Source organism: Rhizobacter sp. Root404 (assembly GCF_001425865.1).
Classification (GTDB): domain Bacteria; phylum Pseudomonadota; class Gammaproteobacteria; order Burkholderiales; family Burkholderiaceae_C; genus LMDS01.
The window spans coordinates 87,877-114,301 of sequence record NZ_LMDS01000001.1 but is presented as its reverse complement, the minus strand read 5'-3'; the positions used below and the strand labels follow the sequence as shown (position 1 = coordinate 114,301).

Genomic DNA, 26,425 nt, shown 5'->3' with positions numbered 1-26,425 from the left:
CATGCGCCACACCACGGTGCCTAGCATCACGCCATTCCATCCCAAGGAGCCCGTCATGTGCGGTATCGTCGGCGCGGTCAGCACGCGCAACATCGTCCCGATCCTGCTCGAAGGCCTGAAGCGGCTCGAGTACCGCGGTTACGACTCATGCGGCGTCGCCGTCCACCAGGACGGCGAGTTGCGCCGCGCCCGCAGCACCGCGCGCGTCGCGGAACTCGACGCCGAAGTCGCGCGCGACCACGTTCAGGCCGGCACCGGCATCGCGCACACGCGCTGGGCCACGCACGGTGCGCCGGTCGTGCACAACGCGCACCCGCACTTCAGCCGCGGCCCGGGCGTGTCCGAAGCGGCCGTGGCCGTCAGCGGCCGCAGCGCGCAGGCCGGTCGCATCGCGCTCGTCCACAACGGCATCATCGAGAACCACGACGAGCTGCGCGCCGAGCTGATCGCGCGCGGCTACCTCTTCAGCAGCCAGACCGACACCGAGGTCATCGCCCACCTGGTCGACCACCTGTACGACGGCGACCTGTTCGACGCCGTCCAGCGCACCACCGTGCGGCTGCGCGGCGCATTCGCGATCGCGGTGTTCTGCCGCGACGAGCCGCACCGCGTCGTCGGTGCGCGCGAGGGATCGCCGCTGGTGCTCGGGGTCGGCGATGGCGAGGTGTTCCTGGCGTCCGACGCGATGGCGCTGGCCGGCGTGACCGACCAGATCGTCTACCTGGAGGAAGGCGACGTCGTCGACCTGCAACTCGGCAAGCACTGGATCAGCCAGCGCGACGCGGACGGGCGCTACCGGCCGGTGCAACGCGAGGTGCGCACGGTCGTCGCGCACAGCGGCGCCGCCGAACTCGGCCCGTACCGCCACTACATGCAGAAGGAGATCTTCGAGCAGCCCAAGGCGATCGCCGACACGCTCGACGCCGTCCCCGGCATCTCGCCCGAGCTGTTCGGCGACGGCGCGCACCGCGTGTTCAGCCAGGAGATCGATTCGGTGCTGATCCTCGCGTGCGGCACCAGCTACTACGCCGGCTCGGTCGCCAAGTACTGGCTCGAGAGCATCGCGAAGATCCCGACCAGCGTCGAGGTCGCGAGCGAGTACCGCTACCGCGACAGCGTCCCGAACCCGCGCACCCTCGTCGTCACGATCACGCAGAGCGGCGAGACCGCCGATACGCTCGCCGCGCTCAAGCACGCGCGCGCGCTCGGCATGGCGCACACGCTGACCGTCTGCAACGTGGCGACCAGCGCGATGGTGCGCGAGTGCCGGTTCGCCTACATCACCCGCGCCGGCGTCGAGATCGGCGTCGCGTCGACCAAGGCGTTCAGCACCCAGCTCGTCGGCCTGTTCCTGCTGACGCTCGCGCTCGCGCAGGCGCGCGGGTTGCTCAGCGACGAACAGGAGGCCGCGCACCTCACGGCCCTGCGCCACCTGCCCGTGGCGGTGCAGGGCGTGCTCGCGCTCGAGCCGCAGGTGATCGCGTGGAGCGAGGAATTCGCGCGCAAGGAGAACGCCCTGTTCCTCGGCCGCGGGCTGCACTACCCGATCGCCCTCGAAGGCGCGCTGAAGCTCAAGGAGATCAGCTACATCCACGCCGAGGCCTACCCCGCCGGCGAGCTCAAGCACGGCCCGCTCGCGCTCGTGACGGCCGAGATGCCGGTCGTCACCGTCGCGCCGAACGACGCGCTGCTCGAGAAGCTCAAGAGCAACCTGCAGGAAGTGCGCGCGCGCGGCGGCGAGCTGTTCGTATTCGCCGACGCCGACACGCGCATCGAGAGCGGCGAAGGGCTGCACGTGATCCGCATGCCGGAGCACTACGGCGCGCTGTCACCGATCCTCCATGTGGTGCCGCTGCAGCTGCTGGCGTATCACACGGCCTGCGCGCGGGGGACGGATGTGGACAAGCCGCGGAATCTGGCGAAAAGCGTGACGGTCGAGTGACGATGACCGCGCTCACACTGCACTACCACCCCCTCTCCTCCTACTGCCAGAAGGTGCTGATCGCCCTCGAGGTGCTCGGCATCGAGGTCGATGAGCGGCTCCTGTACCTGGGCGACCCCGCCGAGCGCTGCTGCCGCACGATGAAGACGCGGCGCTCGAGGTGCGCCTGTGGGATCGGCTTTTCGATCAGTACGTGATGACCCCGATGCAGGCGCTCACGGCCGACCTGCTGCGTGTGCCCGGCGAGCGCGATGCCGTCGGCGTCGCACAGGCGCGCGACCGCCTGGCTTCCGCCTACGCGTTCATCGATCGTCACCTCGACGGCCGGACCTGGGTGGCCGGCGATGCATTCAGCATGGCCGACTGCGCCGCGGCGCCCGCGCTCTTCTATGCCGTGACGTATGTGCCGCTGGCACCGCAGCAGACGCATCTGGCGGCCTACTTCGAGCGACTGATCGCCCACCCGGCGGTCGCGCTCGTGATCGACCGGGCGCGACCGTGGTTCAAGTACTACCCCGGTCGCGCCGGCCTGGCGCCGCACTTCTTCGACCCCGCGAACGCCAGCTGACCGACACGGGAAGCGGGCGCCGGGCCGGCCGCGGGATCGTTCTCAGCGCTGCTTCTTCCGCTCCATCTCCTCGATCAGCGCGCGCGCCTCGTCGCCTTCCGGGATCGGGCGCCCGCTGTCGCGCCAGGCCACGGCCGCCTTGAAGCCGGCTTCTTGCGCGAAGCGGCGGAACCACAGGCCCTCCGGGTTGTGGCGGGTGATGCCGTCGAACACGGTGGCCATCGTCTGGGCCTGCTCGAGGCCCATCGTCAGCATCACCTGGTTGACGACCATCTTGTGCATGGCCAGGTGGCTGCTGGGCACGCCGGCGATGCGCTCGGCCAGTTCCAACGTGCGCGCGTCCAGTTCCGCACCGGGTACCGAGAAGTTCGCCAGCCCCCATTCGGCCGCCTGCCGGCCATCGATCAGGTCACCGGTGAACATCATCTGCTTCGCACGGACCGGGCCGAGGCGGAAAGTCCACATCGCCGTGGTTGGACAGCCCCACACGCGCGTGGGCATGTAGCCGATGCGCGCGTCGTCGGCCATCACGAGCAGGTCGCAGCACAACGCGATGTCGCTGCCGCCCGCGGCTGCGGCGCCGTGCACCTTGGCGATCGTCGGCTTGGCGCTGCGCCACAGGCTCATGAAGTCCTCGGTGAACCGCTTCATCTGCGCATAGTCCACCATCGGATCCCAGGGGTAGCGCTCCTGCTGGCAGGGGTGGTCGCGATCCTGCTCCGCGTACAGGCCCAGGTCGTAGCCGCCGCAGAACCCCTTGCCGGCGCCCTCGACGACGATGACGTGGACCTCGGCCTGCGCGTTGGCCCACTCGACGGCGGCGCGGATCTCGCGCGGCATCTCCTCGTTGATGGCGTTGAGTCGCTCGGGGCGGTTGAGCAGGAGCCGCGCGATGCGCGGGCTGCGTGCGTCCTGCTCGATCGTCAGCGTGGAAAAGCTGGGCATCCCGGGCCTCCGTACCTGTGAAGGCCTCACTCTATGCGCTCGGGCGCACGCACGCGGTCAGCGCCCCGCGGCGCCGGTCGCGGCGTCAGCGCTGCGGGGCCGATGCCGGCATCGGTCCGGACTGCGCGCCGGGCTTGGCCGGCTTCTTGGTCGCCACGCCGGCGCGCGAGGCGGCCGCGTCGACCGGCGGCTTCGCGGCCTTGTTGCTTGCGGCGGCCGACGACGCGGCGTTGCCGGCCGATGCCGCCGATGCGGCCGAGGCCGCGGCCATCGGCTGCTGCGCGTGGACGACGATGACGGGTGCGAGCGCGAGCGCGAGGCCTGCGGACAGCGCGCGCAATGAGGCGCTTCCGGTGCGCGAGAGAAGGTGGTTCATGAGGGTCTCCTCGGTGGGGTGATGGCCCTACATTGACCGCACGCGTGGGCGACGGGGATCGGGCGCTTCGTCGCGCCCGCGTCGGAAGGCGCACCCGCGGCACGTAGGCGCGCGCCTACCTGGAGGCCTCGCCCGGTCGCGAGGCCCGCGCCGCGTCGAACGCTTCGCGGATCTTGCGCGCCAGCGTGTCGATCTCGAACGGCTTGGTGATCAGCGACATGCCGCGTTCCAGGTAGCCGCCGCCGAGCGCGGCGTTCTCCGCATAGCCGGTGATGAAGATCACGTGCAGGCCGGGCCGCGCCTCGCGTGCGGCGTCCGCGACCTGGCGGCCGTTCAGGCCGCCGGGCAGGCCCACGTCGGTGATCAGCAGATCGATGCGCACGCTGGACTGCAGGATCCTGAGCGCAGCCGGCCCGTCGGACGCCTCGATCGCGGTGTAGCCGCCATCGGCGAGCACCTCGCCGACGAGCATGCGGATCGTCGGCTCGTCGTCGACCACCAACACCGTCTCGCCCTTGCCGGTCGTCTCGGGATTCGGCGCGGGCGCCTCGACGGCGGCCGCCTGCGCGTCGGTCGCGCCGCGCGGCAGGTAGACGCACATCGTCGTGCCGCTGCCGAGTTCCGAGTACACGCGCACCTGCCCGCCCGACTGGCGCGCGAAGCCGTACACCATCGACAGGCCGAGCCCGGTGCCCTCGCCGAGCGGCTTGGTGGTGAAGAACGGATCGAAGGCCTTGGCGATCACGTCCGGCGCCATCCCGGTGCCGGTGTCGGTGACGCTCAGCGAGACATACTGCCCCGGCGCCAGATCGTGCGATTGCGCGGCACGTTCGTCCAGCCACCGGTTCGCCGTCTCGATCGTCAGGCGGCCGCCGTGCGGCATCGCGTCGCGCGCGTTGATGCACAGGTTCAGCAACGCGTTCTCGAGCTGGTTCTGGTCGACCAGCGTCGGCCAGACGGCCGCCGCACCGACGACCTCGAGCTCGATCGATGGTCCGACCGTGCGCCGCACCAACTCTTCCATGCCGGTGACGAGCCGGTTCACGTCGGTCGGCTTCGGATCGAGCGTCTGGCGACGCGAGAACGCCAGCAAGCGGTGGGTCAACGCCGCCGCGCGCTTGACCGCGCCGCGCGCGGCCATGAAATAGCGCTCGACGGCGTCGAGCCTACCCTGGCTGATGCGCGTGTTCATCATCTCCAGGCTGCCGCTGATGCCGGCAAGCAGGTTGTTGAAGTCGTGCGCCAGCCCACCGGTCAACTGGCCGACCGCCTCCATCTTCTGCGACTGGCGCAGGCTCGCCTGCGCCTGGGCCAGCGCCTGCGCCGCCTCCTTCTGCTCGGTGACATCCCGCGCACTCAGGTAGAGCAGCCCATCGTCCGGCACGATCAGCCAGGACAACCAGCGGTAGCTTCCATCGCGGCAGCGACAGCGGTTGTCCACACGCAGCACCGCGGGAGGAACCGGGTCGCGCAGCTGGTCGTAGACCGCACCCGTTGCGGCCGCGTCGTCGGGATGGACGAACTGCGCGACGTCGCGTCCGAGCAGCTCGTCCGCCGGCCAGTCGAGCACGGTCCGCCAGGCCGGGTTGACCTCCTCCAGGTGGCCGTCCAGGCCAGCCACGCCCAGCAGTTCGGGGCTGACCTGCCAGGTGCGACCGCGCGAGCGCGAGCGTTCGATGACGCGCTGTTCGAGTTCGGCGTTCAGCACCCGCAGGCGCGCCTCGCTCGCGCGCAGTTCCGAGACCGCGCCGACCCGCTCGACGTGCGCCCAAGAGCGCTCCGTGACCTCGCGCAGCAGGGCCAGCTCCTCGGCGCTCCAGACACGCGGCGCCTTGTCGTGGATCGCCATCAGCGCCGCGAGCCGGCCTTCCTTGACGAGCGGCATGCAGATCGTCGCGGTGATGCCGATCGCCTGGAAGGTCGCGGCCTCCTCGGGCGGCAGTTCCACCAGGTTGTCGTGGATGATCAGCGGCTCGCCGGCGCCGAGCTCGCGGACCGCGCGCGCCCCGAACGCCGCCAGGCGATAGCGGCCTACGATGCTGGCCGAGCCCGGGGCGGCCCAGTCGCCGCGGATCGTGAACGCGTCCTGGTCGTCCTCCATGTCGGCATATGCCGCGATCGACACGCCGAGGTACTCGCCGAGCCGGCGCGTAGTGAGCGCGAGGATCGCGTCCGCATCGGTGGCCTCCGCGCTGTCGCGACCGAGCGCGTCAAGAAACGCGAGGCGGCGTGCACTCGCGCGCACCGCGACCTCGGCCCGGCGGCGCTCGCTGGACGCGCGGGTGCGCTCGGCGACCTCGCGCAGGAACGCCAGTTCCGCCGGCGTCCAGACGCGCGCCGCACCGTGATTGAGATAGAACAGCGCGACGGTCCGCCCGCGCTCGGTGACGGGCATGTTGACGACCGCGCGGGCGTTGATCGCCTCCAGCGCCGCGGCGTTGGCACGGGTGCGCGGATCGACTTCGGCATCGGCGAACGCGACCGTCTCGCCGCGCACCAGGTCCTCGACGTAGTGCCCGTAGTCGCGAAAGTGCAGCGTGCCGGCCAGGCTCTCGACGCCGGGCGCGTTCCAGTCGCGCTCGATGGTGATGGTCTCCTCGACCGGGTCGACGGTGCCGTAGCCGGCGCGGTCGATGTCCAGCGTCTCGCCGAGGATGCGGCCGGCGGTGTGGGCAATCGCGGCCGCATCGTCGAGATCGCGCAGCGCATCGCCCAGGGCGACCAGGGCGACGCGCATCCGATCGGCCTGGCGTTGCGCGGTGATGTCCTGCGACACCCCCGCCAGGCGCACGGCGCCGCCGTTGGCGAGGTGTGAGACGCGCGCGCGAATGCCGAGCCAGCGGACTTCGCCGGCCGGCGTGATGACGCGGTAGACGACGTCGCAGTCGCATCCGGTCTCGAGGCTGTCCCGGACCGCTGCCACCATGCGATCGCGGTCCTGCGGATGTACCGCGGCACGCAGTTCGTCATACGTGAACGGGCGTTCGGGGTCGCGGCCGAAGTTCTTCCGGCAGGTGGGCGACGTCGTCAGTTCGCTGCTGGCCCTGTCCAGGCTCCAGGTGCCGAGCTGCCCGGATTCGAGCGCGAAGCGGAGCTCTTCCTCGTTCAGTCGCTGGTCGGCACGACCCTCGCCTTCCGCAGCGCCCGCCATCAGGACCCCCTACTCGTGCAGCATCAGGTTCAGCTGGTCGACCACCCCGGCCCAGTCGGCGTCCTCGCGGATCTCGTCGCGCAGGAAGCGGGCCTGCGCATCGGTCCAGAACGGCGCGTCGGCAAGCCGCGCGTCGTTGGGCAGGCCGCGGTGCGCGTCGACGAACGCCTGGATGTCGTGCTCCTCGTTCGGCAGACCGAGCTGCGCGAACAGGTCGGCCACGCTGTGATTCGTGAGGTCCATCGTCGACTCCGTGGGTGACGTTGCAGGAGCAATCATCGTGATGACGGCGCGCGAAACGCGCAGCCGGACGGGGCCGGGTGATGCCGGCGGTTCCGTCCTACGCCTCGGCCCGCCTCCCGCGGCAGCGCGGGGGTTCCATCGGGTTGACCCCGTTGACCCACCCGACGCTCTGCGTGAGACTTGGAATTAAGTTCTGACAGACGGAACAGCCGTCGCCCACCTCGTCTACGGGAGATCCCATGAAATCGACATTGATCCGGCTGACCGCGATGGTCTCGCTGCTCGTGGCAGGCGGCGTGGCCGTGGCCCAGGACATCCAGGAGCGCACGATCCGTTTCGGCCACCTGAACAACCCCGACCACCCCACCAGCACCGGCGTCAAGAAGTTCGCCGAGATCGTCGCGGCCAAGAGCGGCGGCAAGATCACGGTCAAGGAGTACCCCAGCAGCCAGCTCGGCAACGAGCTGCAGCAGCAGTCGGCGCTGCAGGGCGGCGTGCAGGAGATGCTCACGGCATCGACCACGTCGCTGACCGGCATCGTCAAGGAATTCGGCCTGTTCGACTTCCCGTTCCTGTTCAGCAACGCGAAGCAGGCCGACGCGATGGTCGACGGCCCGCTCGGCAAGATGCTCAGCGCGAAGCTCGCCGAGAAGGGCGTCGTCGTGCTCGGCTTCTTCGACCTCGGCTTTCGCAACGTCACCAACAGCAAGCGGCCGATCACCAAGGGCGAGGACCTGGACGGTCTGAAGCTGCGCGTGATCCCGAACCCGGTGTTCCTCGAGACCTTCAAGACCTTCAAGGCCAACCCGCTGCCGATGCCGTTCGCCGAGCTCTACAACGCGCTCGAAAGCAAGGCCGTCGACGGGCAGGAGAATCCGTACTCGGTGATCCTGTCGAGCAAGTTCTACGAAGTGAACAAGTACGTCAGCGGCACGAACCACGTCTACGCGACCAACCCGATCCAGGTCAGCAAGAAATTCTGGGACAAGCTCACGCCGGTCGAGCACAAGCTGCTGCAGGAGGCCGCGATCGAGGCGCAGAACTACCAGCGCGGCGTCAGCCGCGAGGCGGCCGGCAAGGCGCTGACCGAGTTGAAGGCGAAGGGCATGGTCTACAACGACGTCGCCCCGGCCGAGATGGACCGCATGCGCGCCGCCGTCAAGCCGGTGCACGACAAGTTCGCCGCCTCGTACGAACCGGCGGTGATGACGCTGTTCAAGAGCGAGCTGGAGCGCGTCTCCAAGCTCTGACCCGCGATGCCGTTGCTGGGGCGGACCGCGGTGGCCATGTGGTGGGACATCGCGCCAGCACACCGTGCCGAGTTCGAGGACTGGCACGCGCACGAGCATTTCCGGGAGCGCCTGGCCATCCCCGGCTTCCGACGCGGCTCGCGCTGGGCCAGCGCCGACGGCGGCGACGGCTTCTTCGTGATGTACGAACTCGAGTCGTACGAGACGCTGACCTCGCCGGCCTACTTCGCGCGGCTCAACAACCCGACGCCCTGGTCGCAGAAGCTGATGCCGCACCACAGCCGGATGGTGCGCAGCCAATGCCACGTGCTCGACAGCCACGGCGGCGGCCTGGCCGCCGCGATGCTGACGGTCCGCCTGTCGCCGCAGCCCGGGCGTGCCGACGCCTTGCGGCTGCACCTGCAGGCCGTGCTGCGCGACTTGCCGCAACGCCCCGGCATGACCGGGGCGCACCTGCTGCAGACGCAGACGCCGACCGCCGCCGCCACGACCGAACAGAAGATCCGCGGCGCCGACGGCGTGGCGGACTGGATCGTGCTCGTGGGCGGCTACGATGCCCTCGCGCTGCAAGGGATCGCCGCCGGCGCGCTCGGCGCGGCGCAGCTCGGCGCCGCTGGCGCAGAGAAGGACCTCGTCTCGGGTCTCTATCGCCTGTCGAGCGCGCTGACCCCGGCCGATCTTTGAAGGCTCGCACGCCTCACTGCCGGACGCCCACGTCCTGCGGCTCGCCGCACGCGCCGACGAACGCCACCAGCGGTGCCAGCGCGGTCTGGATGCGCGCCATCGGCGCCTCGGTCGTCAAGTCGCCCAGCACCTGCTGGAAGCGCGGCTCGAGCGCGCCGGAGACGATGTACTGCCAGCGGTAGGCACGCAGCGTGTTGGACTCGACCGCCTCCGCGTGCATCGCGTCCACGTGCGCGGTGCGGCAGAAGTACGCCGCGTCGGCCTTCGCCTGCACCTGCAGCAGGCCGTCGACACCGCCGACCAGTTCGATCAGTTCGCCGACCGCGGCGTCGCGCGCTTCGGGCGCGAGCGTCGCGTCCTCGCGCCGCCATTCCAGCTCGTCCAGGATCGCGTGCTGCGATTCCTCCTTCCAGTGGAACAGGAACACGTCCTTGAACAGGTCGGACAGGCCGACCGCGCCGTCGATGCTGGCGCGGTAGTGCGCCTGCGAGAACAGCTCGATGTGGCAGGTCAGCGCCAGCACCGCCCAGCTGCACTTGCCGAGCACGAACGCGGCGACCGCGTTGCCATCGAGCTCGAAGCGGTAGCCCGCCGGCATGGCCTCGGCCGCGAGCCGCTCGATGCGGCGGAACAGCTCCTGGTGCTTGAGCTCCTCGTCCGTCAGGCGGATCAGCGCCTCGAACGCGACCTGGTCGCCGAAGCCGTGGGTGCGGCTCACGTCGAGCATCTTGACGCCGATGTAGCGCTCGATCATGCCGAACATGTTGGCGTAGGTTCGGCCCTGCACCTGGCCGTAGAACAGGCGCTGCGCCGGCGTCAGGAACGACAGCTGGTGCGCGAGCGACAGGCCGTCGGGCAGGAACTTGTGGTCGAGGTCGAAGCGGCGGCCGCGGATCACGTCGCGGTCGATGTCCCAGCGGATGCGCTTGGAGATTTCGATGCAGCGGGCGTAACGGGCGCTGCCGGTGGGAAGCGTGGCGGTTTGCATGGCGGTGGTCCTGCGGATGCGCGTCGGATCGACGTGTCCGAAGCATCGGCGCCAGCGGCCCCGCGTGCCTGAGACGACAGCCCCAGGGCGGCGCCCGGCGAGCGGGGCAGCCGCCCCAGACGCCTAGGGCCGGCCCAGCCCCGCGGTACGCGCCAGCACGATCGCCTGCGGCCGGTTTTCGACCGCCAGCTTCGCGAAGATGCTGGTGATGTGGTTGCGCACCGTCTTGTCCGACAGGCCGAGCACCGCGCCGATCTGCGCGTTGTCCCGGCCCTGCGCGATCAGTTCCAGCAGCTCGCGTTCGCGCGGCGTCAGTCCGGCCAGGCGCTGCGACGGCGGCGCCGGCACGTCCGCCGCGGCGCCCATGAACTGCGCCACTTCTTCGGTCCAGCGCTGCCAGGCCGGCTCGTGCTCGAGCATCAGGTGGTTGCGCGAATCGAGCGGCACGAAACGCGCCTGAGCGATCGCACCGGCCAGCAATCGCCCCTCGGCGAATGGCACGCGCAGGTCGCCGGCGGCATGCAGCACCAGCGTCGGGCAGCTCACGGCAGGCAGGTCGGCGGTGACGTCGATCTCGTACATCGTGGAAAGCAGGCGCGCCGCGTTGGCGGGCGACGCGGACATGCGCTCCAGTTCGTTGAACCAGCGGTGCTGCTCGGCCGTGCCGTCGGGCACGAACTGGCTGGTGAAGAACTGGCGGAACGACGCGTCGTCGCCACCCCAGCCGTGCTCGATCAGCTGGATCACCGCGGCGTCGAGCGCGGCGGGCGCGGACTCGTCTCCGCGTCGGCGTCGCCCGCGCGCGTAGCCGCCGTGCAGGATCAGGTGCGAGACGCGCTCCGGGTGCCTCACCGCGTAGGCCACCGCCACCGGCGCGCCCTGCGACAGGCCGAGCAGCGCGACGCGCGCGTGCCCGCTGGCGTCGATCACGGCGCCGAGGTCGCGCACCCAGGCCTCGAACGACAGGTCGGCCACGTTCCAGTCGGACAGGCCGTTGCCGCGCTGGTCGTAGCGCAGCAGCGTGAAGCGCTGCGCGAGCCAGCTCAGCAGGTGCCCCCAGACGGGACTGGCGAGGTCGAACTCGAGGTGCGACATCCAGGTGCCGACCTTCACCAGCGCCGGCCCGCTGCCGCTCGTGGCCCAGGCGATGCGCACCCCGTCGGCGGCGGTGGCGAAGCGGATCGACTGGCGCAGCGGCGGCATGGCCCGGCCATTGTGGCGTGCGCCGCCCGGCGGCGCGCGCGCCGATGCGCGGCGTTACCAGCCGCCCTGGAACTGGGTGTCGGTGAGCACCCGCGCGTTCGGCGCCGGGTTGCCCGGCACGAATGCGCCGGCCTGCACGCCCTGGCGGTACGCGGTGTAGGCCTTGTAGCTGGTGCGCCCTGCCTTGTAGGTCTCGGTGCCATTGCTGCCGCCGAAGATGGCCCAGTCGGTCTCCTTGTCCTCGTTGAACCAGACCAGCATGCGCACGTCGGTGCTCGTCGCGTAGCTGAAGAGCCCGGTGATCCAGGTCGACTTGGCCGCCAGGTCGACCACCCCGCGGTTGGCCGTGGTGGCGGCCGTCTCGGTCAGCGCGAGCGGTCGCGTCGAAGCGTTGCGCAGGCGCACGGCCATCGGATCGAACACCTGCGCCGGCGTCTGCCAGCTCGACCAGCTCTGGCTCGTGCCCCAGTTGTAGCCGTCGATCGCGATCCAGTCGACCAGGCCGTCGCCGGGATACGCGTCCTCGGCGCGCGCATTCGGGGCATCGACGTTGTTGACGGCCCAGATCCACTGCACGGTTCGCGCATCGATGTTCAGGCCCGAGAAGATCGCGCGGGTGCGGCGCCAGGTCTCGACGTAGTGGCCGGGGCCGTTGCCGCCGAGCCCGACGCTCCACGGGTACCAGTTGCCGTTCATCTCGTGCGCGAGCCGGATGTAGACGCGCCGGTCGTCGGCGGTGCCGAGGGTGCCGTCCGGGCCCGCGAGGAAGGTCTTCAGCCGCGCGGCCCAGGTCTTGAGGTAGGCGTCGTACTCGCCGCGCGAAGCGCGCACCAGCACGTCGGCCGGCGTTGCCGAGGCGCCGCACAGGAACGGCTCCCAGGTGATGACCGGCACGTTGCCGTTGGCCCAGATCGCGGGCAGTTGCTGCTTGAACAGGTTGTCCATCGTCTTGGTGCGGTTGCACCAGTCGGTGAACAGGTTCACCACCGCATGGCGCTTGCCCTGCCATGCCTCCATCGCCTTGAGCTGGTCCATCGCCCAGCCCTGGTTGCCGTAGTAAACGCCGAGCAGCGCCTGCGGGGCCTGCTGGGCCTGCGCCGTGGCTGCGCACTGCAACGCGACGGCGGCTCCCGCGACGCGCAGCGCCTGCGCAACGATCGAGCGACGGACGGTCGAGGAACTGGGAACCATGGCGCTTCTCCCGAGGGTCGGCCATTCTGGCGCAGCGGGTCGGCCCGCAGCAGCCCGCGTTCGCGGGATGTCAGCCGCCGCTCAGCGCGAGCACGAGGGCGACGAAATCGTCGGGCCGCAGCGCGTGGTCGAGCGCGCGCACGCTGCGCCCGTTGACGAAGATGCGCATGTTCGGACGCAGCTGACCTTGCTCGTCGACCACGCGGAAGCGCAGGCCCGGGTACTGGCGCTCCAGGTCGGCGAACAGCGCGCTCAGCGTGTCGCCCGCCGCGACCACGTGCGAGACCCCCGTGTACGAACGCAGCGCGCCCGGGACGAGCACCTTCATGCCACTTCGGCCACTTCCACCGCGTAGATCTCCGGCAGGTGGCGGGCGATGTTCGACCAGCGTGCGCCCTCGTCGCGGCCGATCCACAGCTCGCCGCTGGTGGTGCCGAGGTAGAGCGCCGGGGTCGGGCGCGCATCGACCGTCATCGCCTGGCGCTTCGTCGTCCACCACGCCTGGTTCTCCGGCAGGCCGGCATCGAGCCGCTCCCAGGTGCGGCCGGCGTTGCGCGTGACATAGGCCGCTGGGCGCCCGGCGGGGCTGGTGCGCGGCCAGACGTCGGTGCCGTCCATCGGAAAGACCCAGGCGGTGTCGGCATCGTGCGGGTGCACGGCCATCGGAAAGCCGATGTCGCCGACCCGCTTGGGCATCTTCGCGCCGATGCGCTGCCAGGTGTCGCTCGGCCGGTCGAGCCGGTAGATGCCGCAGTGGTTCTGCTGGTACAGGCGATCCGGCCGCGACGGGCACAGCCGCACGCAGTGCGGGTCGTGGAAGGTCAGCGTGGTCGGGTCGAAACCCTCGACGACCTGCATCCCGTCGACCAGCGCCGACCAGCTGCGGCCGGCGTCGCGCGACTCGTGCACGCCACCGCTGGACATCGCGAACAGCAGATGCGCCGGGTCGCGCGGGTCGACGATGATCGAATGCAGCTTCGGCCCGTCGGGCGTGCCGTCCTGCGCCGAGCCCATCCACTCGCGGAACTGCGGGTCGTCGTTGACCGAGGGCAGCGGCGCCCAGCTGACGCCGCCGTCCTCGGAGCGGAACAGGCCTTGCGGCGAGGTGCCGGCGTACCAGGTGTCGGGCTCGTCGGCATGACCCGGCGTGAGCCAGAAGGTGTGGTCGACCGAGCGCGCCGGCAGGCCGGGCGGATTCGCGAACGCGGGCGGCTGGCGCGCCTCCTTCCAGGTGCGGCCGAGATCGGTGGAGCGGAAGATCGTCGGCCCGAGGTGGCCGGTCTTCGCGGCGGCCAGCAGCGTGCGGCGGTCGCGCGGGTCCAGCACCATGTGGCTGATGGTGTGGCCGAGGAAGTGCGGGCCGTCGGCTACCCATGTCTTGCGTCGCGCGTCGCCGTGGAACAGCCACGCGCCCTTGCGGGTGGCCACGAGCACGACCGGTCGGGTCGTCTTTGGGGTCGCCTTCTTCGTGGCGGCGCGGACGGGGGTGGATGTTGGGCTCATGGGGTTCCTCGGCGTGGGCGCGCGGTGGCGTGTCGATCACGACGATCGGCCGCGACCGTTCTCGACACACGCGGAAAAGCATACCCATTCCGCGCCCCCGAACTGGCTAGACTGTGCCCACCCACCCGAGGAGACCGCATGAAAGTCAGGTTCGTGATCGCCGGCCAGTTCCTGATCACCGCGGCGGCGCTGTTCGCCGCCGGCACGGCGAGCGCCGCCGACAACGGGTGGCGCAACTGCGCGCAGGAAGGCCAGACCTGCGACGTGCGCGGACGGGCGGTCGTGCGCTACGGCGACCAGGGACGCTGGAACACGCGCACCGTCAGCGGCCCGGTGGCGTGCAACAACGACACCTTCGGCGACCCGGCGCCCGAGCGGCGCAAGCGCTGCCAGGTGCGCGGCGGCAACAGCCAGCCGCCCGGAAACGGCGGCGGCCAGGCCGGCTGGCGGCGCTGCGCCGACGAGGGCCAGGTCTGCCGCGTCGGCGGCCGGGCGCAGGTGCGATACGGCACCGCCGGGCGCTACGTCTACCGTGACGTGGTGCGCGAAGTGCGCTGCGACACGCGCAGTTTCGGTCGCGATCCGTTCGACGGGCGCCGCAAGACCTGCGACATCCGGCGCTGACGCCGGCGGTGGCGACCCGGCGCCCGGCGCGTCGGCTTCGTCACGCCCGGATGCAAGCGCGGGCTTCAGTCGGCGCCGGTCGCGCCGAAATCCCGTCATCACCACGACGGATCAACCGATGTCCACGACCTACCGCACCCGCCTCGCCGCCCTCCGCGACCCTGTGGGCGTGCTGCGTCAGCTCGAGAACAAGCACATCGGCATGGATTCGTCCGAGTACCTGGCGTCCGCCCGCCGCATCACCGAAGCGCTGCGCGAGATGGGCGTGTTCGAACTGGTGATCATCAAGCGCAGCCGGATGGCGGTGATCGCCGACCTGGCCGACAACGTGCTCATCGAGCAAGGCATCGACCACCTCGCCGGCGACAGCGACTTCCGGCGCGACGCCCGCGAGGCCGCCTCGCTGGTCATCGCGAAGGCACAGTACGCGCCCAGGCCGCAATGAAGTTCCGCGCCTGCGCGCCGACCTCGGTCGCGCCGGCGCCCGCCTTGTAGAGCTGCCCGCCGATGCCGAAGCCGGTCGCGCCCGCCGCGACCCACTCGGCCATGCTGTCCGGCGTGACGCCACCGACCGGCCACAGCGGTGTGCCGGGCGGCAGCACCGACCCCAGCGCCTTCAACCCCTTCGGCCCCCAGACCTCGGCCGGGAACAGCTTCAGCGCATTCGCGCCGGCGCGCAGCGCGGCGAACGCCTCGCTCGCGGTGCCGATGCCGGGCGCGCACCACATGCCCAGTTGCGCCGCGCGCGCAATCACCGCCGGGTCGGTGTTCGGCGCGACCATCATCCGCCCGCCGGCCGCATGCACCGCGTCGACATGGGCCACGCTGAGCATCGTGCCGCCGCCGATCGTCGCATCGGCCGGCGCGGTGCGCGCCAGCGTCTCGATGCAGGCGAGCGCGCCGGGCCGGTTCAGCGGCACCTCGACGAGGCGGAAACCGGCCTCGAACAGTGCGGCGCCGACCGCCTCGGCCGAGTCGGGCGTGAGCCCGCGCAGGATCGCGACGAGCGGCAGGGTGTCGGTCTTCATGGGGCTGGATTCCAGGTTCAGGCGGGCGCGCGCAGCGCCGCCAGCGCCGCGAGGTAGACGGTGCGCGGCTCGAGCCGCACGACCTCGACGCCGAACGCCGCGCCCGCGGTGACGTAATGCTCGGCGAGCGCGGGGCTGCCGATCAGCGTGATGCGCGGCGGCAGCTGGCCGCCGTGGCGCTGGCGCAGCCCCTGCCACTCGGTGCCGATCAGCAGACCGCTCAGGTACGAGCGCGCGTGGGATGCCGGCATCGCGCCGCTGACCACGCGCGCGCGGCAGCCGAACAGCGCGTTGGACAGCACGGCCCCGGCCCTCGCCGCGCGCAAGCCGGCGTCGAACGCCGCCGGCACCGCGGGCGCGTGCGCGGCGCCGCTCGCGGCGGCCAGCGTGCCGTGCTGGGTCAGCAGCGCGAACAGCTCGCCGGTCATGAAGGTCGCGAAGGCCGCGATCGCGCCGTGCTGCAGCCGCACCCACTTGCTGTGGGTGCCGGGGAGCACGCACCAGCCGTCGCGCCGGCCCGGGTCGTCGTCGAGCGCGAGCACGCCCAGCAACTGGGTCTCTTCGCCGCGCATCACGTCGACGGCCGTCGGATCGCGTTCGCAGTAGCCCGGCACGATGACTGCGTCCGGCACGCCGGGCACGGGCACCAGGTGCTCGCGCAGCCGGGTCAGCGGCACCGCGAGGTCGAGGTACGGCGCCTCGATCCAGCCGCTCGCGCTGCCGACCATGCCGGACAGGATCGCCGGCAGCGGCGTGTCGGCGACCCCGAGCGCGGCGCGCATCGCCTGCAGTGCGGCGTCGAAGCGGCCGCGCGCGGCGAGCATGCCGTCGCCGTCCTCGTGCTCGGCCAGGCAGCGGCCGGCGGCGTCGAGCAGGTAGCCGCGCCGGTTGGTCGTGCCCCAGTCGATGCCGATCAGCGCCGGGGGGCCGCGCAGCGCGGAGTCGGTGAAGTGGGAGGCAGCGGACATCACGGCGCCGAGTGTGGCATGCCCCCCCGGGCGTGCGCGTCGCGATGTGCTGGACGCCGTCCGGACGCTGAACTATGTTGGTCATTCCGGGATGCCGCTCGAGGCACGGCCCCGGCGCGCCAGCGCGCGACCCCGAACGCCTCGATCAAGGGGCGAACCATGGCGATCGACGAAGCGAAGCTGAACGAGTTCATGGGCAATTTCGTGCGCGACATGGGGGCGGTGGCGCACGCCGCGACGGTCGTCGTCGGCGATCAGCTCGGCCTCTACAAGGCACTGGCACGCGACCCGATGACCCCGGAGCAACTCGCCGCGGCCACCGAGACCGACCCCCGCTACGTGCGCGAATGGCTGTGCGCGCAGGCCGCCGGCGGCTATGCGCAGTACGACATCGCGACCGAGCGCTTCTCCCTCACGCCCGAGCAGGCGTTCGCGCTCGCGCAGGAGGACAGCCCGGCCTTCATCCCCGGCGCGTTCCAGGCCGCGATGGCGATGTTCCACGCGGTGCCTAAATTGATCGACGCGTTCCGCAGCGGCGACGGCATCGGCTGGCACGAGCAGCACCCGTCGCTGTTCGTCGGCACCGAGCGCTTCTTCCGGCCCGGCTATGTGGCGAACCTCGTGTCGCAGTGGCTGCCGTCGCTCGACGGCGTGGTCGCGCAGTTGGAGCGCGGCGCCCGCGTGGCCGATGTCGGCTGCGGCCACGGCGCGTCGACGCTGATCATGGCGCAGAGCTACCCGAACTCGACCTTCGTCGGCTACGACTACCACGAGCCGTCGATCCGCTACGCGCGGCTCGCCGCGGTGAAGGCGGGCGTGGCCGACCGGGTCGACTTCCAGATCGCGCGCGCCCAGGACTACCCGGGGCGGGACTTCGATCTGGTCGCGGTGTTCGACTGCCTGCACGACATGGGCGACCCGGTCGGCGCGTCGCGCCACGTGCGCCAGTCGCTGAAGCCCGACGGCACCTGGATGATCGTCGAGCCGTTCGCGAACGACCGCGTCGAGGACAACCTGAACCCGGTCGGGCGCATCTTCTATTCCGCCTCCACCTGCATCTGCACACCCGCGTCACGCTCGCAGGAAGTCGGGCTGTGTCTGGGCGCGCAGGCCGGCGAGGCGCGGCTGCGCGACGTGGTCAAGAAAGGCGGTTTCGCCCACTTCCGGCGCGCCGCGCAGACGCCGTTCAACCTCGTGTTCGAGGCACGCGCCGGCTGACGGCCGGCGCCCCGGGCGCGGGCGCCGCCGCGTCGTATTTCGCGACCAGTTCCTTCGCGACCGCCGCCTCCGGCTGCATGCGCGTGCCGCCGAGCCAGAACGCGCTGGCGCGGCCCCGGCCATCGTGCTCCAGCCGCACCGGCTCGCCGTGGCTGCCGAAGCCGCCGGCCAGCGTGATCGTGCCGCGGCCGGGCGCGTCGACGCCCAACTCGGTCGCATCGAGCAGCGGGTTGGGCAGCGCCGGGTTCGCGACCAGCACCTTGCCGTCGACCGGCAGCAAATCGACCGCGCCCCACAGGCTCCACCAGCGCCCCGTCCACGGCGCCGCACGGCGCGACGGCGCGCCGTGCTGCCGGTAGGCGCGCAGGATGTGCAGCGCGCCGTCGACCCAGCCGTGCGAGGCGCCATCGGCCGCGTTGGTCAGCACCGAGACCGTCAGCCCCTGGGACGGCACGCACGCGGTGCGCGTGATCGTGCCCTGGAAGCCCCCCGTGTGGCCGTGCCATTCCCAATCGGCGAGCGTGCCGCTGATGGTGCCGAGGCCGTACCAGCGGTCGAGGCTGGAATGCGCGTCGCGCCACTGGCGTCGCCACATCTCGCGCCGGCTCGCGACGGCCAGCACGCTGCGCGACGCGTCCGGCGCCAGGCTGCCGAAGAAGCGCGCCAGGTCGCCGGCCGTGCCGACGAAGCCGGTCGCGGCGGCGAGCGCGCGGGTGTCGTTGTCGCCCGGGATCACGACGCGGCGGCCGAGCGGCCACTTGGCGCTGTGGCCGCGCGCGAACGGCACGCCGGCGGCCAGCGGCGCGTCCGGCACGGTCTCGCGCAATCCGGAGGCCGCGACGATCTCGCGCGCGATCCACTCGGCGTAGCGCTCGCCGGTGATCGCCTCGATCGCCAGCCCCACCAGCGCGTAGCCGTGGTTCGAGTACTTCAGCCGCGTGTTCGGATCGATCACCGGGCCGCGGGCCAGGTCGGCACGGACGCCGGCCTCGTCCAGGAACGGCCGGCGGTCGGCCCACTGCCCCGCATCGGCGCCGTCGCGCACCAGGCCCGCGGCGTGCGAGAGCAGCTGCGCGAGCGTCGCCGAAGCGACCTGCGGGTGCAGGCCGGGCACGAACCGGCCGACCGGGTCGTCGAGACGCACCCGGCCCTGTTCGCGCAGCTTCAGCACGGCCGCGGCCGTGAAACTCTTGGAATGCGACGCGACGCGGAAGCGGTGGCGCGGCGTCAGCGCCTCGCCGCGTGCCAGGTCGGCGTGGCCGAACGCGGCCTCGAGCACGAGCTTGCCGCGGTACGCGACCGCGATCGCGCAGCCCGGCTGTTCGGTCAGGCGCATCTGGTGCGCCAGCCAGCGCGGGATGTAGTCGAGCGCCGAGGCGAGCCAGCGGTCCATGCTCAGCCCGCCCTTCTGAAATCGATGAAGCCGCGCGCCGCGTCGACGCCGACCAGCTCGACCTTCGGCTTGTCGCCGACATCCAGCCCCTCGAAGCCCTGCACCACCCGTCCCTCGGCCACCGGCCGCGTGGTCCGCACCCAGGTGCCCTTGGCCGACACGCCGGTGACGATCGCGGAGAACGTCTCGCCGATGCGCGGCGCGAGCAGCAGTGCGGCCGCCGACTTGCGCACCTGGCGCTCGACCTTGTTCGCGTTGTCCTCCTGCGCGGTGCAGTGCGCGGCGAGCTCGGTGAGTTCCTCGTCGCCGTAGGGCGGCGGCTCGCCCTGCAGCGCCGCCTTCAGCAGCCGCTGCGTGATCAGGTCCGGGTAGCGGCGGTTCGGCGCGGTCGAGTGGGTGTAGTCGTTGACCGCCAGGCCGAAGTGGCCGGGCGCGCGATGGCCGGGCCGCGACAGCATGTACTCGCCGGAGCCGAGCAGCTTGACGATGGTCAGCGACAGCTCGGCGAAGCGCTCGGGCGCGGCCAGCCGCCGCCGCGTCAGGAACGCGTCGAGCGCGAGCGGACTCGGCTCGGCCGGCAGTTCCTCGCCATGGCCCGCGGCGATCTCGCGGATGCGCTGCCAGCGCGCCGGCTCGCGCAGGAAGCGCCGCAGCGACGGGAAGCCGCGTGCGTCGAGGAAGCGCGCGGTCACGCCGTTGGCCGCGATCATGAAGCCGGCGATCAGCTCCTTCGCGCGGTTGCCTTCGTCGGCGCGCAGGTCGGTCAGCACGCCGTCGCTGTCGAACACCGGCCGCGCCTCGGGCGTGTTCAGCCCGAGCGCGCCGTGGCGCCGCCGCAGTTCCTTGAGCGCCTGGCCGGCGCGGTCCTGCGCGCGCAGCTGCTCCTCGAGGCCGGGCAACGCGGCGACCTTGGGCGGCACCGGCGCCTCGCCGTCGAGCCAGGCCGCGACCGCGTTGTAGGTCAGCTGCGCGCGGTTGCGCACCACCGCGCGGTAGACCTGCGGGTCGCTCGGCGCGCCCTCGCCCGCGCTGCTGACAACATCGATCTCGATCACGATCGCCGCCCGGTCCTCGTGCTCGTTCAGCGAGCTCAGGTCGGTCGACAGCCGCAGCGGCAGCATCGGGAACACGCCGGCCGCCGTGTAGACCGAGGTGGTGTTGGTGCGCGCATGCCTGTCGATCGCATCGCCGGGGCGCACCAGCGCATCGACGTCGGCGATCGCCACCAGCATGCGCTGCACGCCGCCGGTCTCGGGCAAGGCGACGGTGAGCTGGTCGAGGTCGCGCGAGTCGTCGTTGTCGATCGAGCACCAGAGCAGCTCGCGCAAGTCGCGCAGGGCCGGGCCGGGCGCGGCGGGCGCATCGTCCAGCGCTTCGGCCTCCTGCCGCGCGGCGGCCGGGAAGTCGGGCTGCAGGCCGCGCTGGCGCATGGCCTCGCGGGCCAGGTTCAGGAGTGAGTCCATGGGCGTGAGGTGCGATTCGGAGCGGCGATTGTGGAACACCAGCGCGCGCCCGGTGCGTGCCGCCGCGCGGCGCTACAGTGGCCGCAGCATTCCAGGAGGATCCCGATGCTGACGATCACCGTCGCGCAACTGAACTACACCGTCGGCGACATCGAGGGCAACGCGCAGAAGATGATCGCCGCCGCGCGGCAGGCCGCGCAGGCCGGTGCCGAGCTGGTCGTGTTCACCGAGCTCGGCCTGACCGGCTACTACCCGGCCGACCTGCTCGAGGAGCCGGGCTTCATGCAGCGGGTCGACGACAGCCTGGGCACGCTCCTCGACGCCTCGCGCGAGCTGCCCGCGCTGCACTGGGTGATCGGCGCGCCGCAGGGCCGCGAGGGCGCGGGCAAGCAGCTGCAGAACGCGCTGCTGGTGCTGTGCAACGGCGCGGTCGTGCGCCGCTACGCGAAGCAGCTGCTGCCGACCTACAACGTGTTCGACGAGCACCGCCACTTCGAACCCGGCCCGGACGTGGCGCGCGTGCTGCGCATCGGCCACACCCAGGTCGGCCTGCTGATCTGCGAGGACGGCTGGAACGACGCCGGCCTGGCCTACGCGGTGAACCCGTTCGCGCGCCTGGCCGACGCCGCGCCGGACCTGGTGGTCTCGATCAACGCCAGCCCGTCGGAAGTCGGCAAGCGCGAGCAGCGCCACCAGGTCTTCGGCGCCGCGAGCCGGCGCCACGGCCTGCCGCTGCTGTACGTGAACCAGGTCGGCGGGCAGGACCAGATCGTGTTCGATGGCGCGTCGTTCGCCGTCGAACCGGAGCGCGGCGTGACCTTCGAGGCGCACCGCTTCGTCGAGGACGTGACCACGCTGCGCTTCGACCAGGGCCGCTTCCTCGCCCGCGACGGCGGCGCGCTGCCGCCGGTCGACCCGCAGGGCCTGCCGACGATGGCGTTCTACCGCGCGCAGATCGTGCTCGGCCTGCGCGACTACGCGCGGCGCTGCGGCTTCCGGCAGGCAGTGGTCGGCTCGTCCGGCGGCATCGACAGCGCGCTGACGCTGGCGCTCGCGGTCGAGGCGCTCGGTGCGGACAACGTCGCCGCCGTCACGATGCCGTCGGTCTGGTCGTCGACCGGCTCGGTCGACGATTCGGTCGTGCTGTGCCGCCACCTCGGCATCCCGCTCGCGACCCACCCGATCGCGGCGCTGGTCGACGGCTATGCGCGGCAGTTCGAGGCCTCGTTCGGCCAGAAGCTCGCGGGCCTGCCGCTGGAGAACCTGCAGGCGCGCATCCGCGGCACGGTGCTGATGGAACACTCGAACGCGTTCGGACACCTGCTGCTGACGACCGGCAACAAGTCGGAGCTGTCGGTCGGCTACTGCACGCTGTACGGCGACACCAACGGCGGTCTCGGGCTGCTCGGCGACCTGTACAAGACGGAGGTGTTCGCGCTGGCGCGCCATGTCAACGAGGCCGCGGGACGCGAGCTGATCCCGAACGCGATCATCGACAAGCCGCCGTCGGCCGAGCTTGCACCCGGCCAGCGCGACACCGACAGCCTGCCGCCCTACCCGGTGCTCGACGAGATCCTGAAGCTGCTGATCGAGGGCCGGCGCCTGGCGCGGGCCGAGTACGACGCGGCCTACGCGTTCGTCACCGAGCTGCGCGCGCGGCCCGAGGGCGAGGCGCTGGTGCAGCGCATCCGCGCGATGATCGCGCGCAACGAGTACAAGCGCCGGCAGGCGCCGCCGATCATCCGGGTGCGCTCGCGCGCCTTCGGAGTCGGCCGGCAGATGCCGATCGCGGCGAAGTTCGTCTGACGCATGAACGGCGCCACGCGGCCCGATGTCGCGGTCCTGGTCGGCCGCTTCCAGCCCTTCCACAACGCCCACCTCGCGCTGCTGCGGCGCGCGCTCGCGGTGGCGCCGCAGGCGATCGTCGTGATCGGCTCGGCGCACCAGGCGCGCACGCCGAAGAACCCGTTCACGTGGACCGAGCGCGCCGAGATGATCCGCCTCGCGCTGACCGACGACGAGCGCGCGCGCGTGCGCTTCCTGCCGGTGCGCGACTACTACGACCAGGCGCGCTGGTTGCGCGTGGTCAGCGCCGAGATCGACGCGCTGACCGGCGGCCACCACGTGAATGTGGCGCTGGTCGGCCACCTGAAGGACGCGACCAGCGAGTACCTGCGCGGCTTCGCCGGCTGGCCGTTCGTGCCGGTCGAGCGCCTGCCGGGCGCCGGCGGCACCGAGCTGCGTGACACGCTGTTCGCCGCCGAGCCGGACCGGCTCGACGCGACGCTGGCCGCGCTGGTCGACCAGGCGCCGGCGAGCACGCTCGAGTTCGTGCGTGCCTGGGCCGGGCTGCCGTTCATCGCCACGCTCCGGCGCGAGTGGCAGATGCTGGTCGCGTATCACGCGGCGTGGCGCGGCACGCCCTACCCGCCGGTGTTCGTGACGGTCGACGCGGTCGTGCACTGCGCCGGCCACGTGCTGCTGATCCGCCGCGGCGCGCCGCCCGGCGAGGGCCTGTACGCGGTGCCCGGCGGCTTCATCGACCTGCGCGAGACGGCCTATCAATCGGCCTTGCGCGAGCTCGCCGAGGAGACGCACCTGGCGCTGCTCGGCGACACGATGCAGCGCTGCCTGCAGGCCACCGCGGTGTTCGATCACCCCGACCGCAGCCTGCGCGGCCGCACCATCACCCATGCGCACTTCTTCGACCTGGGCGACCGCGAGCTGCCCGAGGTGCGCGGCGGCGACGACGCGCGCTCGGCCGAGTGGCTGCCGATCGACGCGGTCCTGGCGCTCGAAGACCGCTTCCACGACGACCACTTCCACATGCTCGACCACTTCCTGCAGCTGACCTCCGAAGGCCTCGTGCGCTGACGGCGCGGCGGCCCCGCCCACGAATGCGGGTCTTTGCAGTGCGGCCCCGGCACTGCAGAATCCGGGGCCCACGATGGACGCCCCGCGTTTCCCCACCACCAAGATCCAGCCGCCGCGCTCGCGCGCCGTGCGGGTGGAGCGGCCGCTGCTGGACGCCACCGTGACCGAGGCGCTGCTCGACTGCCGCCTCGTCCTGCTGCAGGCCCCCGGCGGCTTCGGCAAGACCTCGACGCTGGCCGCGCAGCTGGCGCGGCTGCCGGCCGGCACCGCGCTGGCCTGGGTCTCGATGGACGAGGACGACGATCCGCGCCGCCTGCTCGCCTGCCTGGCCGCAGCGCTCGAGCCGCACGACCTGCCGTGGCGCACCTCGCCCGAGGCGCTGGTCGCGCAGCTGGTCGACGACGGGGTGACGCTGCGCCGCGCCGTCGCCGAGTTGGTCAACGCGCTGGCCGGCGCCGAGGCGCCGCGCGGCGTGATCGTGCTCGACGACCTGCACCGCGTCGCGCTCGCGCCGACCCATGCGATGCTCGACGCGCTGATCGCCCGGCTGCCGCCGAAGTGGACGCTGGTGCTGTCGACCCGCGTCGCGCCGCCTCTGGCGCTGGCGCGGATGCGCGTGGCTGGCGAGCTGGCCGAGTTCACCCAGGACGACCTGCGCTTCAATGCCGGCGAGGCCGCGGCGCTGGCCGGTGCCGAGGCGAGCGCCGCGGCGCGCGAGCGGGTCGACGAGCTGTTCGAGCGTACCCAGGGCTGGCCGGCCGGGCTGCAGCTGTGCCTGGCCGCGATGCGCACCCGGCCCGGCGCGGCCGGCGGGTTGGCCGCGGACAGCGGCGCGCGCATGGACCGGCACCTGTTCGAGTACCTCGCGACCGAGGTGCTCGACGACATGCCCGCCGCGCTGCACGACTTCCTGGTGCGCTGCTCGGTGCTGCCTGAATTGACCGCCGCGCGCGCCGCCGCCGTCAGCGGCGATGCGCGCGCCGCCGAGCGCCTCGACGAGATCGAGGCGCGCGGCCTGTTCGTCACCGCACTCGAAGCGCACGAGCGCACGCTGGTGCTGCACGACCTGTTCCGCGACGCGCTGCACGAGCGGCTGCGCCGCCGCTTCGCCGACGAGTTGCCGCAGCTGTTGAAGCGCGCCGCCGCCGGCGAGACCGATCCGCTGCGCCGCGTCGGCTACCTGCTGCGCGCGGACGACTGGGCCGGTGCCGAGGCCGCGCTGGTCGCGGCCGCGCCCGAGCTGTTTCTGGGTGGCGGTGGCGGCGAGGTCCAGCGGCTGGTCGCGCAGTTCGAGCCGGCGTGGCGCAACGCGTCGCCGCGGCTGCTGCGGCTGGCCGGCATCGCCGCCTGCCTGCGCTGGCAGTGGACCGAGATGGCCCGCTGCATGGAGGACGCCGCGCAGGCCGCGGCGGCGGCCGGCGACACCGCCGAACGGCAGCTCGCACAGGCCTATCTCGCGCTGGCCGTCTACCCGCTCGGTCGCAACGCGCAGAGCGAGACGCTGATCGCGCAGCTGCGCGATCCGGCGCAGCCGCCGTTGAACGCGGTGGCGCGCCGCGTGATGCTGATGGCCGATGCGAACCAGCGCTTCCGGCGCGGCGAGCATGCGGAGCTGCCGGGCGTGTTCGCCGAGGTGATGGATTCGCTCGAGGCCGGCGCGAGCCTGTACGACTGGTGGGAGTGCGTGCCCGCGAACAGCTGGGCCACGGTGCGCGGCATGCGGCTGCAGATCCTGCGCTACGTGCGCGGCGCGCTGGCGCGGCTCGGCGACCGCGCGCTGCCGATGCGCGGCGAGGTGCAGATCAAGCGCGCGCTGGCCGAGCTGTGGTCGGGCCGGCTCGACAACGCCGCCCGCGAAGCCGAGCGCGCCGAGGCCGACATGCACTGGCTCGCCTGCTCGGCCGAGATGGAGATCAGCGTCGAGCTGTTCCGCGTGATCGAGGCCGGCTTCCGCGGCCGCCGCGACGAGGTCGCGCGCCGGCTCGACACGCTGTTCGTCCGCGAGGATTCGAGCACCGAGGAGCGCCGCAGCCTGTGGCTGCACCAGGTCGCGATCTACGGCGTGCGCGTCACCGACGCGATCGACGGCGACCCCGCGACGCTGCGCCGCTGGGCCGCGCACCTGCTCGAACGCCCGCTCGAGGACCCGTCCAGCGACAACGCCCGCGCGGTCGCCACGCGCGCCCGCTACGCCGCGGCTCAGGGCCGCTGGGCCGACGCGATGCCGCTGTTCGACCACCTGCTGCCGCGCGCCGACCACATGGACGTGAACGGCCAGGCGATCGAACTGCGGCTGCGCTGCGCACACGCCCGCCTGCGCTGTGACCGCCTCGACGACGCGGCCGACGCCGCGCGCCCCGCGCTGCAGCGCATGCGCGACGAGGACGAGCGCGGTCACGCGCTGATGTGCGGTGTCGCGGTGCTCGCCGCGTTGGCCGAGGCGCCGTGGGAGGCGCGCCTGGCGCCCGAGCTGCAGGACGAGTTGCGCGCCGTCGCGCGCCTGGCGGCCGAGCTGCGCGTGGAGTCGACAGCGGCCGCGCCCGCGGACCGCGCGAAACAGCCGTCCGCGCCGGCGGCGTCCGCCGACAGCCGCGACGACGGCCTGCTCAGCAGCCGCGAGCGCGAAGTCCTCGAACGCATCGCCGCCGGCGACAGCAACAAGCTGATCGCCCGCGCACTGGACATCAGCCCGCACACCGTGAAACGGCATGTCGCGAACATCCTCGACAAGCTGGGTCTGGAGTCGCGCGGGCAGGCGAGTGCGTGGTTGCGCGAGCACGCGTGACGCTGCCGAGGGCCGACTGCACGCGCGC

24 protein-coding genes are annotated in these 26,425 nt (G+C 72.0%); 11 read left to right on the top strand and 13 right to left on the bottom strand.

Translation table 11 applies throughout. The features are described from left to right. Positions 1–55: 55 nt before the first annotated feature. Genes glmS through ASC76_RS00545 form a run of 3 tightly spaced genes read left to right on the top strand, consistent with a single transcriptional unit; the run spans position 56 to position 2,510 of the window. A complete protein-coding gene (gene glmS, locus ASC76_RS00555; protein ID WP_056460850.1) occupies positions 56–1,942 on the top strand; it encodes a glutamine--fructose-6-phosphate transaminase (isomerizing) in 1,887 nt (628 codons plus the stop codon). Between the two features lie 2 nt (positions 1,943–1,944). Beyond that, positions 1,945–2,139: a glutathione S-transferase N-terminal domain-containing protein gene (locus ASC76_RS25990; protein ID WP_056460846.1), complete on the top strand. Its 195-nt coding sequence runs from the start codon at positions 1,945–1,947 to the stop codon at positions 2,137–2,139. Beyond that, positions 2,139–2,510, top strand: coding sequence for a glutathione S-transferase family protein (locus tag ASC76_RS00545; RefSeq protein WP_056460843.1), 372 nt, complete (start codon positions 2,139–2,141; stop codon positions 2,508–2,510). Before ASC76_RS25990 ends, ASC76_RS00545 begins: the two co-directional genes overlap by 1 nt. Positions 2,511–2,552: 42 nt before the next feature. Here the strand turns inward: ASC76_RS00545 and ASC76_RS00540 are convergent, their stop codons facing one another. From ASC76_RS00540 to ASC76_RS00525, 4 genes are all read right to left on the bottom strand, one after another. Next, a complete protein-coding gene (locus tag ASC76_RS00540; protein WP_056460840.1) occupies positions 2,553–3,455 on the bottom strand; it encodes a crotonase/enoyl-CoA hydratase family protein in 903 nt (300 codons plus the stop codon). Positions 3,456–3,540: 85 nt separating this feature from the next. Beyond that, positions 3,541–3,831 carry a hypothetical protein gene (locus ASC76_RS00535; protein ID WP_056460837.1) on the bottom strand — a complete coding sequence of 97 codons (291 nt, stop codon included), beginning with the start codon at positions 3,829–3,831 and terminating at the stop codon, positions 3,541–3,543. A gap of 115 nt (positions 3,832–3,946) precedes the next feature. Continuing rightward, positions 3,947–6,982 carry a PAS domain-containing protein gene (locus ASC76_RS26480; RefSeq protein WP_056460834.1) on the bottom strand — a complete coding sequence of 1,012 codons (3,036 nt, stop codon included), beginning with the start codon at positions 6,980–6,982 and terminating at the stop codon, positions 3,947–3,949. 9 nt (positions 6,983–6,991) lie between these two features. After that, a complete protein-coding gene (locus tag ASC76_RS00525; RefSeq protein WP_056460831.1) occupies positions 6,992–7,225 on the bottom strand; it encodes a DUF2789 domain-containing protein in 234 nt (77 codons plus the stop codon). 239 nt (positions 7,226–7,464) lie between these two features. Between ASC76_RS00525 and ASC76_RS00520 the strand changes: the two genes are divergently transcribed. Then, entirely contained in the window at positions 7,465–8,475 is a 1,011-nt protein-coding gene (locus ASC76_RS00520) for a TRAP transporter substrate-binding protein (RefSeq protein WP_056460828.1), read from the top strand. 6 nt (positions 8,476–8,481) lie between these two features. Further along, positions 8,482–9,159 carry a DUF4286 family protein gene (locus ASC76_RS00515; RefSeq protein ID WP_056460825.1) on the top strand — a complete coding sequence of 226 codons (678 nt, stop codon included), beginning with the start codon at positions 8,482–8,484 and terminating at the stop codon, positions 9,157–9,159. 13 nt (positions 9,160–9,172) lie between these two features. On the opposite strand, the gene ASC76_RS00510 is transcribed toward ASC76_RS00515, so the two are convergent. The 5 genes from ASC76_RS00510 to ASC76_RS00490 form a co-directional block, all read right to left on the bottom strand. Further along, the gene (locus ASC76_RS00510; RefSeq protein WP_056460822.1) at positions 9,173–10,147 is read right to left on the bottom strand and encodes a hypothetical protein; all 975 of its coding nucleotides are present in this window, start codon (positions 10,145–10,147) and stop codon (positions 9,173–9,175) included. Positions 10,148–10,270: 123 nt separating this feature from the next. Continuing rightward, complete coding sequence (locus tag ASC76_RS00505) at positions 10,271–11,350, bottom strand: alpha/beta fold hydrolase (protein ID WP_056460819.1); 1,080 nt, start codon at positions 11,348–11,350, stop codon at positions 10,271–10,273. Positions 11,351–11,404: 54 nt separating this feature from the next. Continuing rightward, the gene (locus ASC76_RS00500; protein WP_056460816.1) at positions 11,405–12,541 is read right to left on the bottom strand and encodes a glycoside hydrolase family 26 protein; all 1,137 of its coding nucleotides are present in this window, start codon (positions 12,539–12,541) and stop codon (positions 11,405–11,407) included. A gap of 70 nt (positions 12,542–12,611) precedes the next feature. Next, positions 12,612–12,869, bottom strand: a complete 258-nt coding sequence (locus ASC76_RS00495) for a MoaD/ThiS family protein (RefSeq protein WP_056460813.1) — start codon at positions 12,867–12,869, stop codon at positions 12,612–12,614. Continuing rightward, complete coding sequence (locus ASC76_RS00490) at positions 12,866–14,044, bottom strand: glycosyl hydrolase (protein ID WP_200947079.1); 1,179 nt, start codon at positions 14,042–14,044, stop codon at positions 12,866–12,868. The genes ASC76_RS00495 and ASC76_RS00490 overlap by 4 nt, the downstream gene beginning before the upstream one ends. A 138-nt stretch (positions 14,045–14,182) precedes the next feature. On the opposite strand from ASC76_RS00490, the gene ASC76_RS00485 reads away from it, so the two are divergent. Next, a complete protein-coding gene (locus tag ASC76_RS00485) occupies positions 14,183–14,668 on the top strand; it encodes a hypothetical protein (RefSeq protein WP_157615175.1) in 486 nt (161 codons plus the stop codon). A 118-nt stretch (positions 14,669–14,786) separates the two neighbouring features. Beyond that, complete coding sequence (locus tag ASC76_RS00480; protein ID WP_056460807.1) at positions 14,787–15,113, top strand: hypothetical protein; 327 nt, start codon at positions 14,787–14,789, stop codon at positions 15,111–15,113. Here the strand turns inward: ASC76_RS00480 and ASC76_RS00475 are convergent. Together ASC76_RS00475 and ASC76_RS00470 are read right to left on the bottom strand one after the other, a co-directional pair. After that, complete coding sequence (locus tag ASC76_RS00475) at positions 15,076–15,696, bottom strand: 2-dehydro-3-deoxy-6-phosphogalactonate aldolase (protein ID WP_056460804.1); 621 nt, start codon at positions 15,694–15,696, stop codon at positions 15,076–15,078. The genes ASC76_RS00480 and ASC76_RS00475 overlap by 38 nt on opposite strands. 17 nt (positions 15,697–15,713) lie before the next feature. Continuing rightward, positions 15,714–16,664 carry a 2-dehydro-3-deoxygalactonokinase gene (locus ASC76_RS00470; protein ID WP_056460801.1) on the bottom strand — a complete coding sequence of 317 codons (951 nt, stop codon included), beginning with the start codon at positions 16,662–16,664 and terminating at the stop codon, positions 15,714–15,716. 159 nt (positions 16,665–16,823) lie between these two features. Here ASC76_RS00470 and ASC76_RS00465 point away from each other — a divergent pair, with 159 nt between their 5' ends. Beyond that, positions 16,824–17,882, top strand: coding sequence for a class I SAM-dependent methyltransferase (locus ASC76_RS00465; RefSeq protein WP_056460798.1), 1,059 nt, complete (start codon positions 16,824–16,826; stop codon positions 17,880–17,882). On the opposite strand, the gene ASC76_RS00460 is transcribed toward ASC76_RS00465, so the two are convergent. Further along, positions 17,851–19,275 carry a serine hydrolase gene (locus ASC76_RS00460; RefSeq protein ID WP_082548604.1) on the bottom strand — a complete coding sequence of 475 codons (1,425 nt, stop codon included), beginning with the start codon at positions 19,273–19,275 and terminating at the stop codon, positions 17,851–17,853. The two genes, ASC76_RS00465 and ASC76_RS00460, sit on opposite strands and share 32 nt — an antisense overlap. Before the next feature lie 2 nt (positions 19,276–19,277). Then, positions 19,278–20,738, bottom strand: coding sequence for an RNB domain-containing ribonuclease (locus ASC76_RS00455; RefSeq protein WP_056460795.1), 1,461 nt, complete (start codon positions 20,736–20,738; stop codon positions 19,278–19,280). A gap of 105 nt (positions 20,739–20,843) precedes the next feature. Here ASC76_RS00455 and ASC76_RS00450 point away from each other — a divergent pair, with 105 nt between their 5' ends. The 3 genes from ASC76_RS00450 (at position 20,844) to ASC76_RS00440 (ending at position 26,397) form a co-directional block, all read left to right on the top strand. Next, positions 20,844–22,544 carry an NAD+ synthase gene (locus tag ASC76_RS00450; RefSeq protein ID WP_056460793.1) on the top strand — a complete coding sequence of 567 codons (1,701 nt, stop codon included), beginning with the start codon at positions 20,844–20,846 and terminating at the stop codon, positions 22,542–22,544. Positions 22,545–22,547: 3 nt separating this feature from the next. Beyond that, the gene (locus ASC76_RS00445) at positions 22,548–23,612 is read left to right on the top strand and encodes a bifunctional nicotinamide-nucleotide adenylyltransferase/Nudix hydroxylase (RefSeq protein ID WP_056460791.1); all 1,065 of its coding nucleotides are present in this window, start codon (positions 22,548–22,550) and stop codon (positions 23,610–23,612) included. 73 nt (positions 23,613–23,685) lie between these two features. Beyond that, the gene (locus ASC76_RS00440; RefSeq protein WP_056460788.1) at positions 23,686–26,397 is read left to right on the top strand and encodes a LuxR C-terminal-related transcriptional regulator; all 2,712 of its coding nucleotides are present in this window, start codon (positions 23,686–23,688) and stop codon (positions 26,395–26,397) included. Positions 26,398–26,425 lie beyond the last annotated feature (28 nt).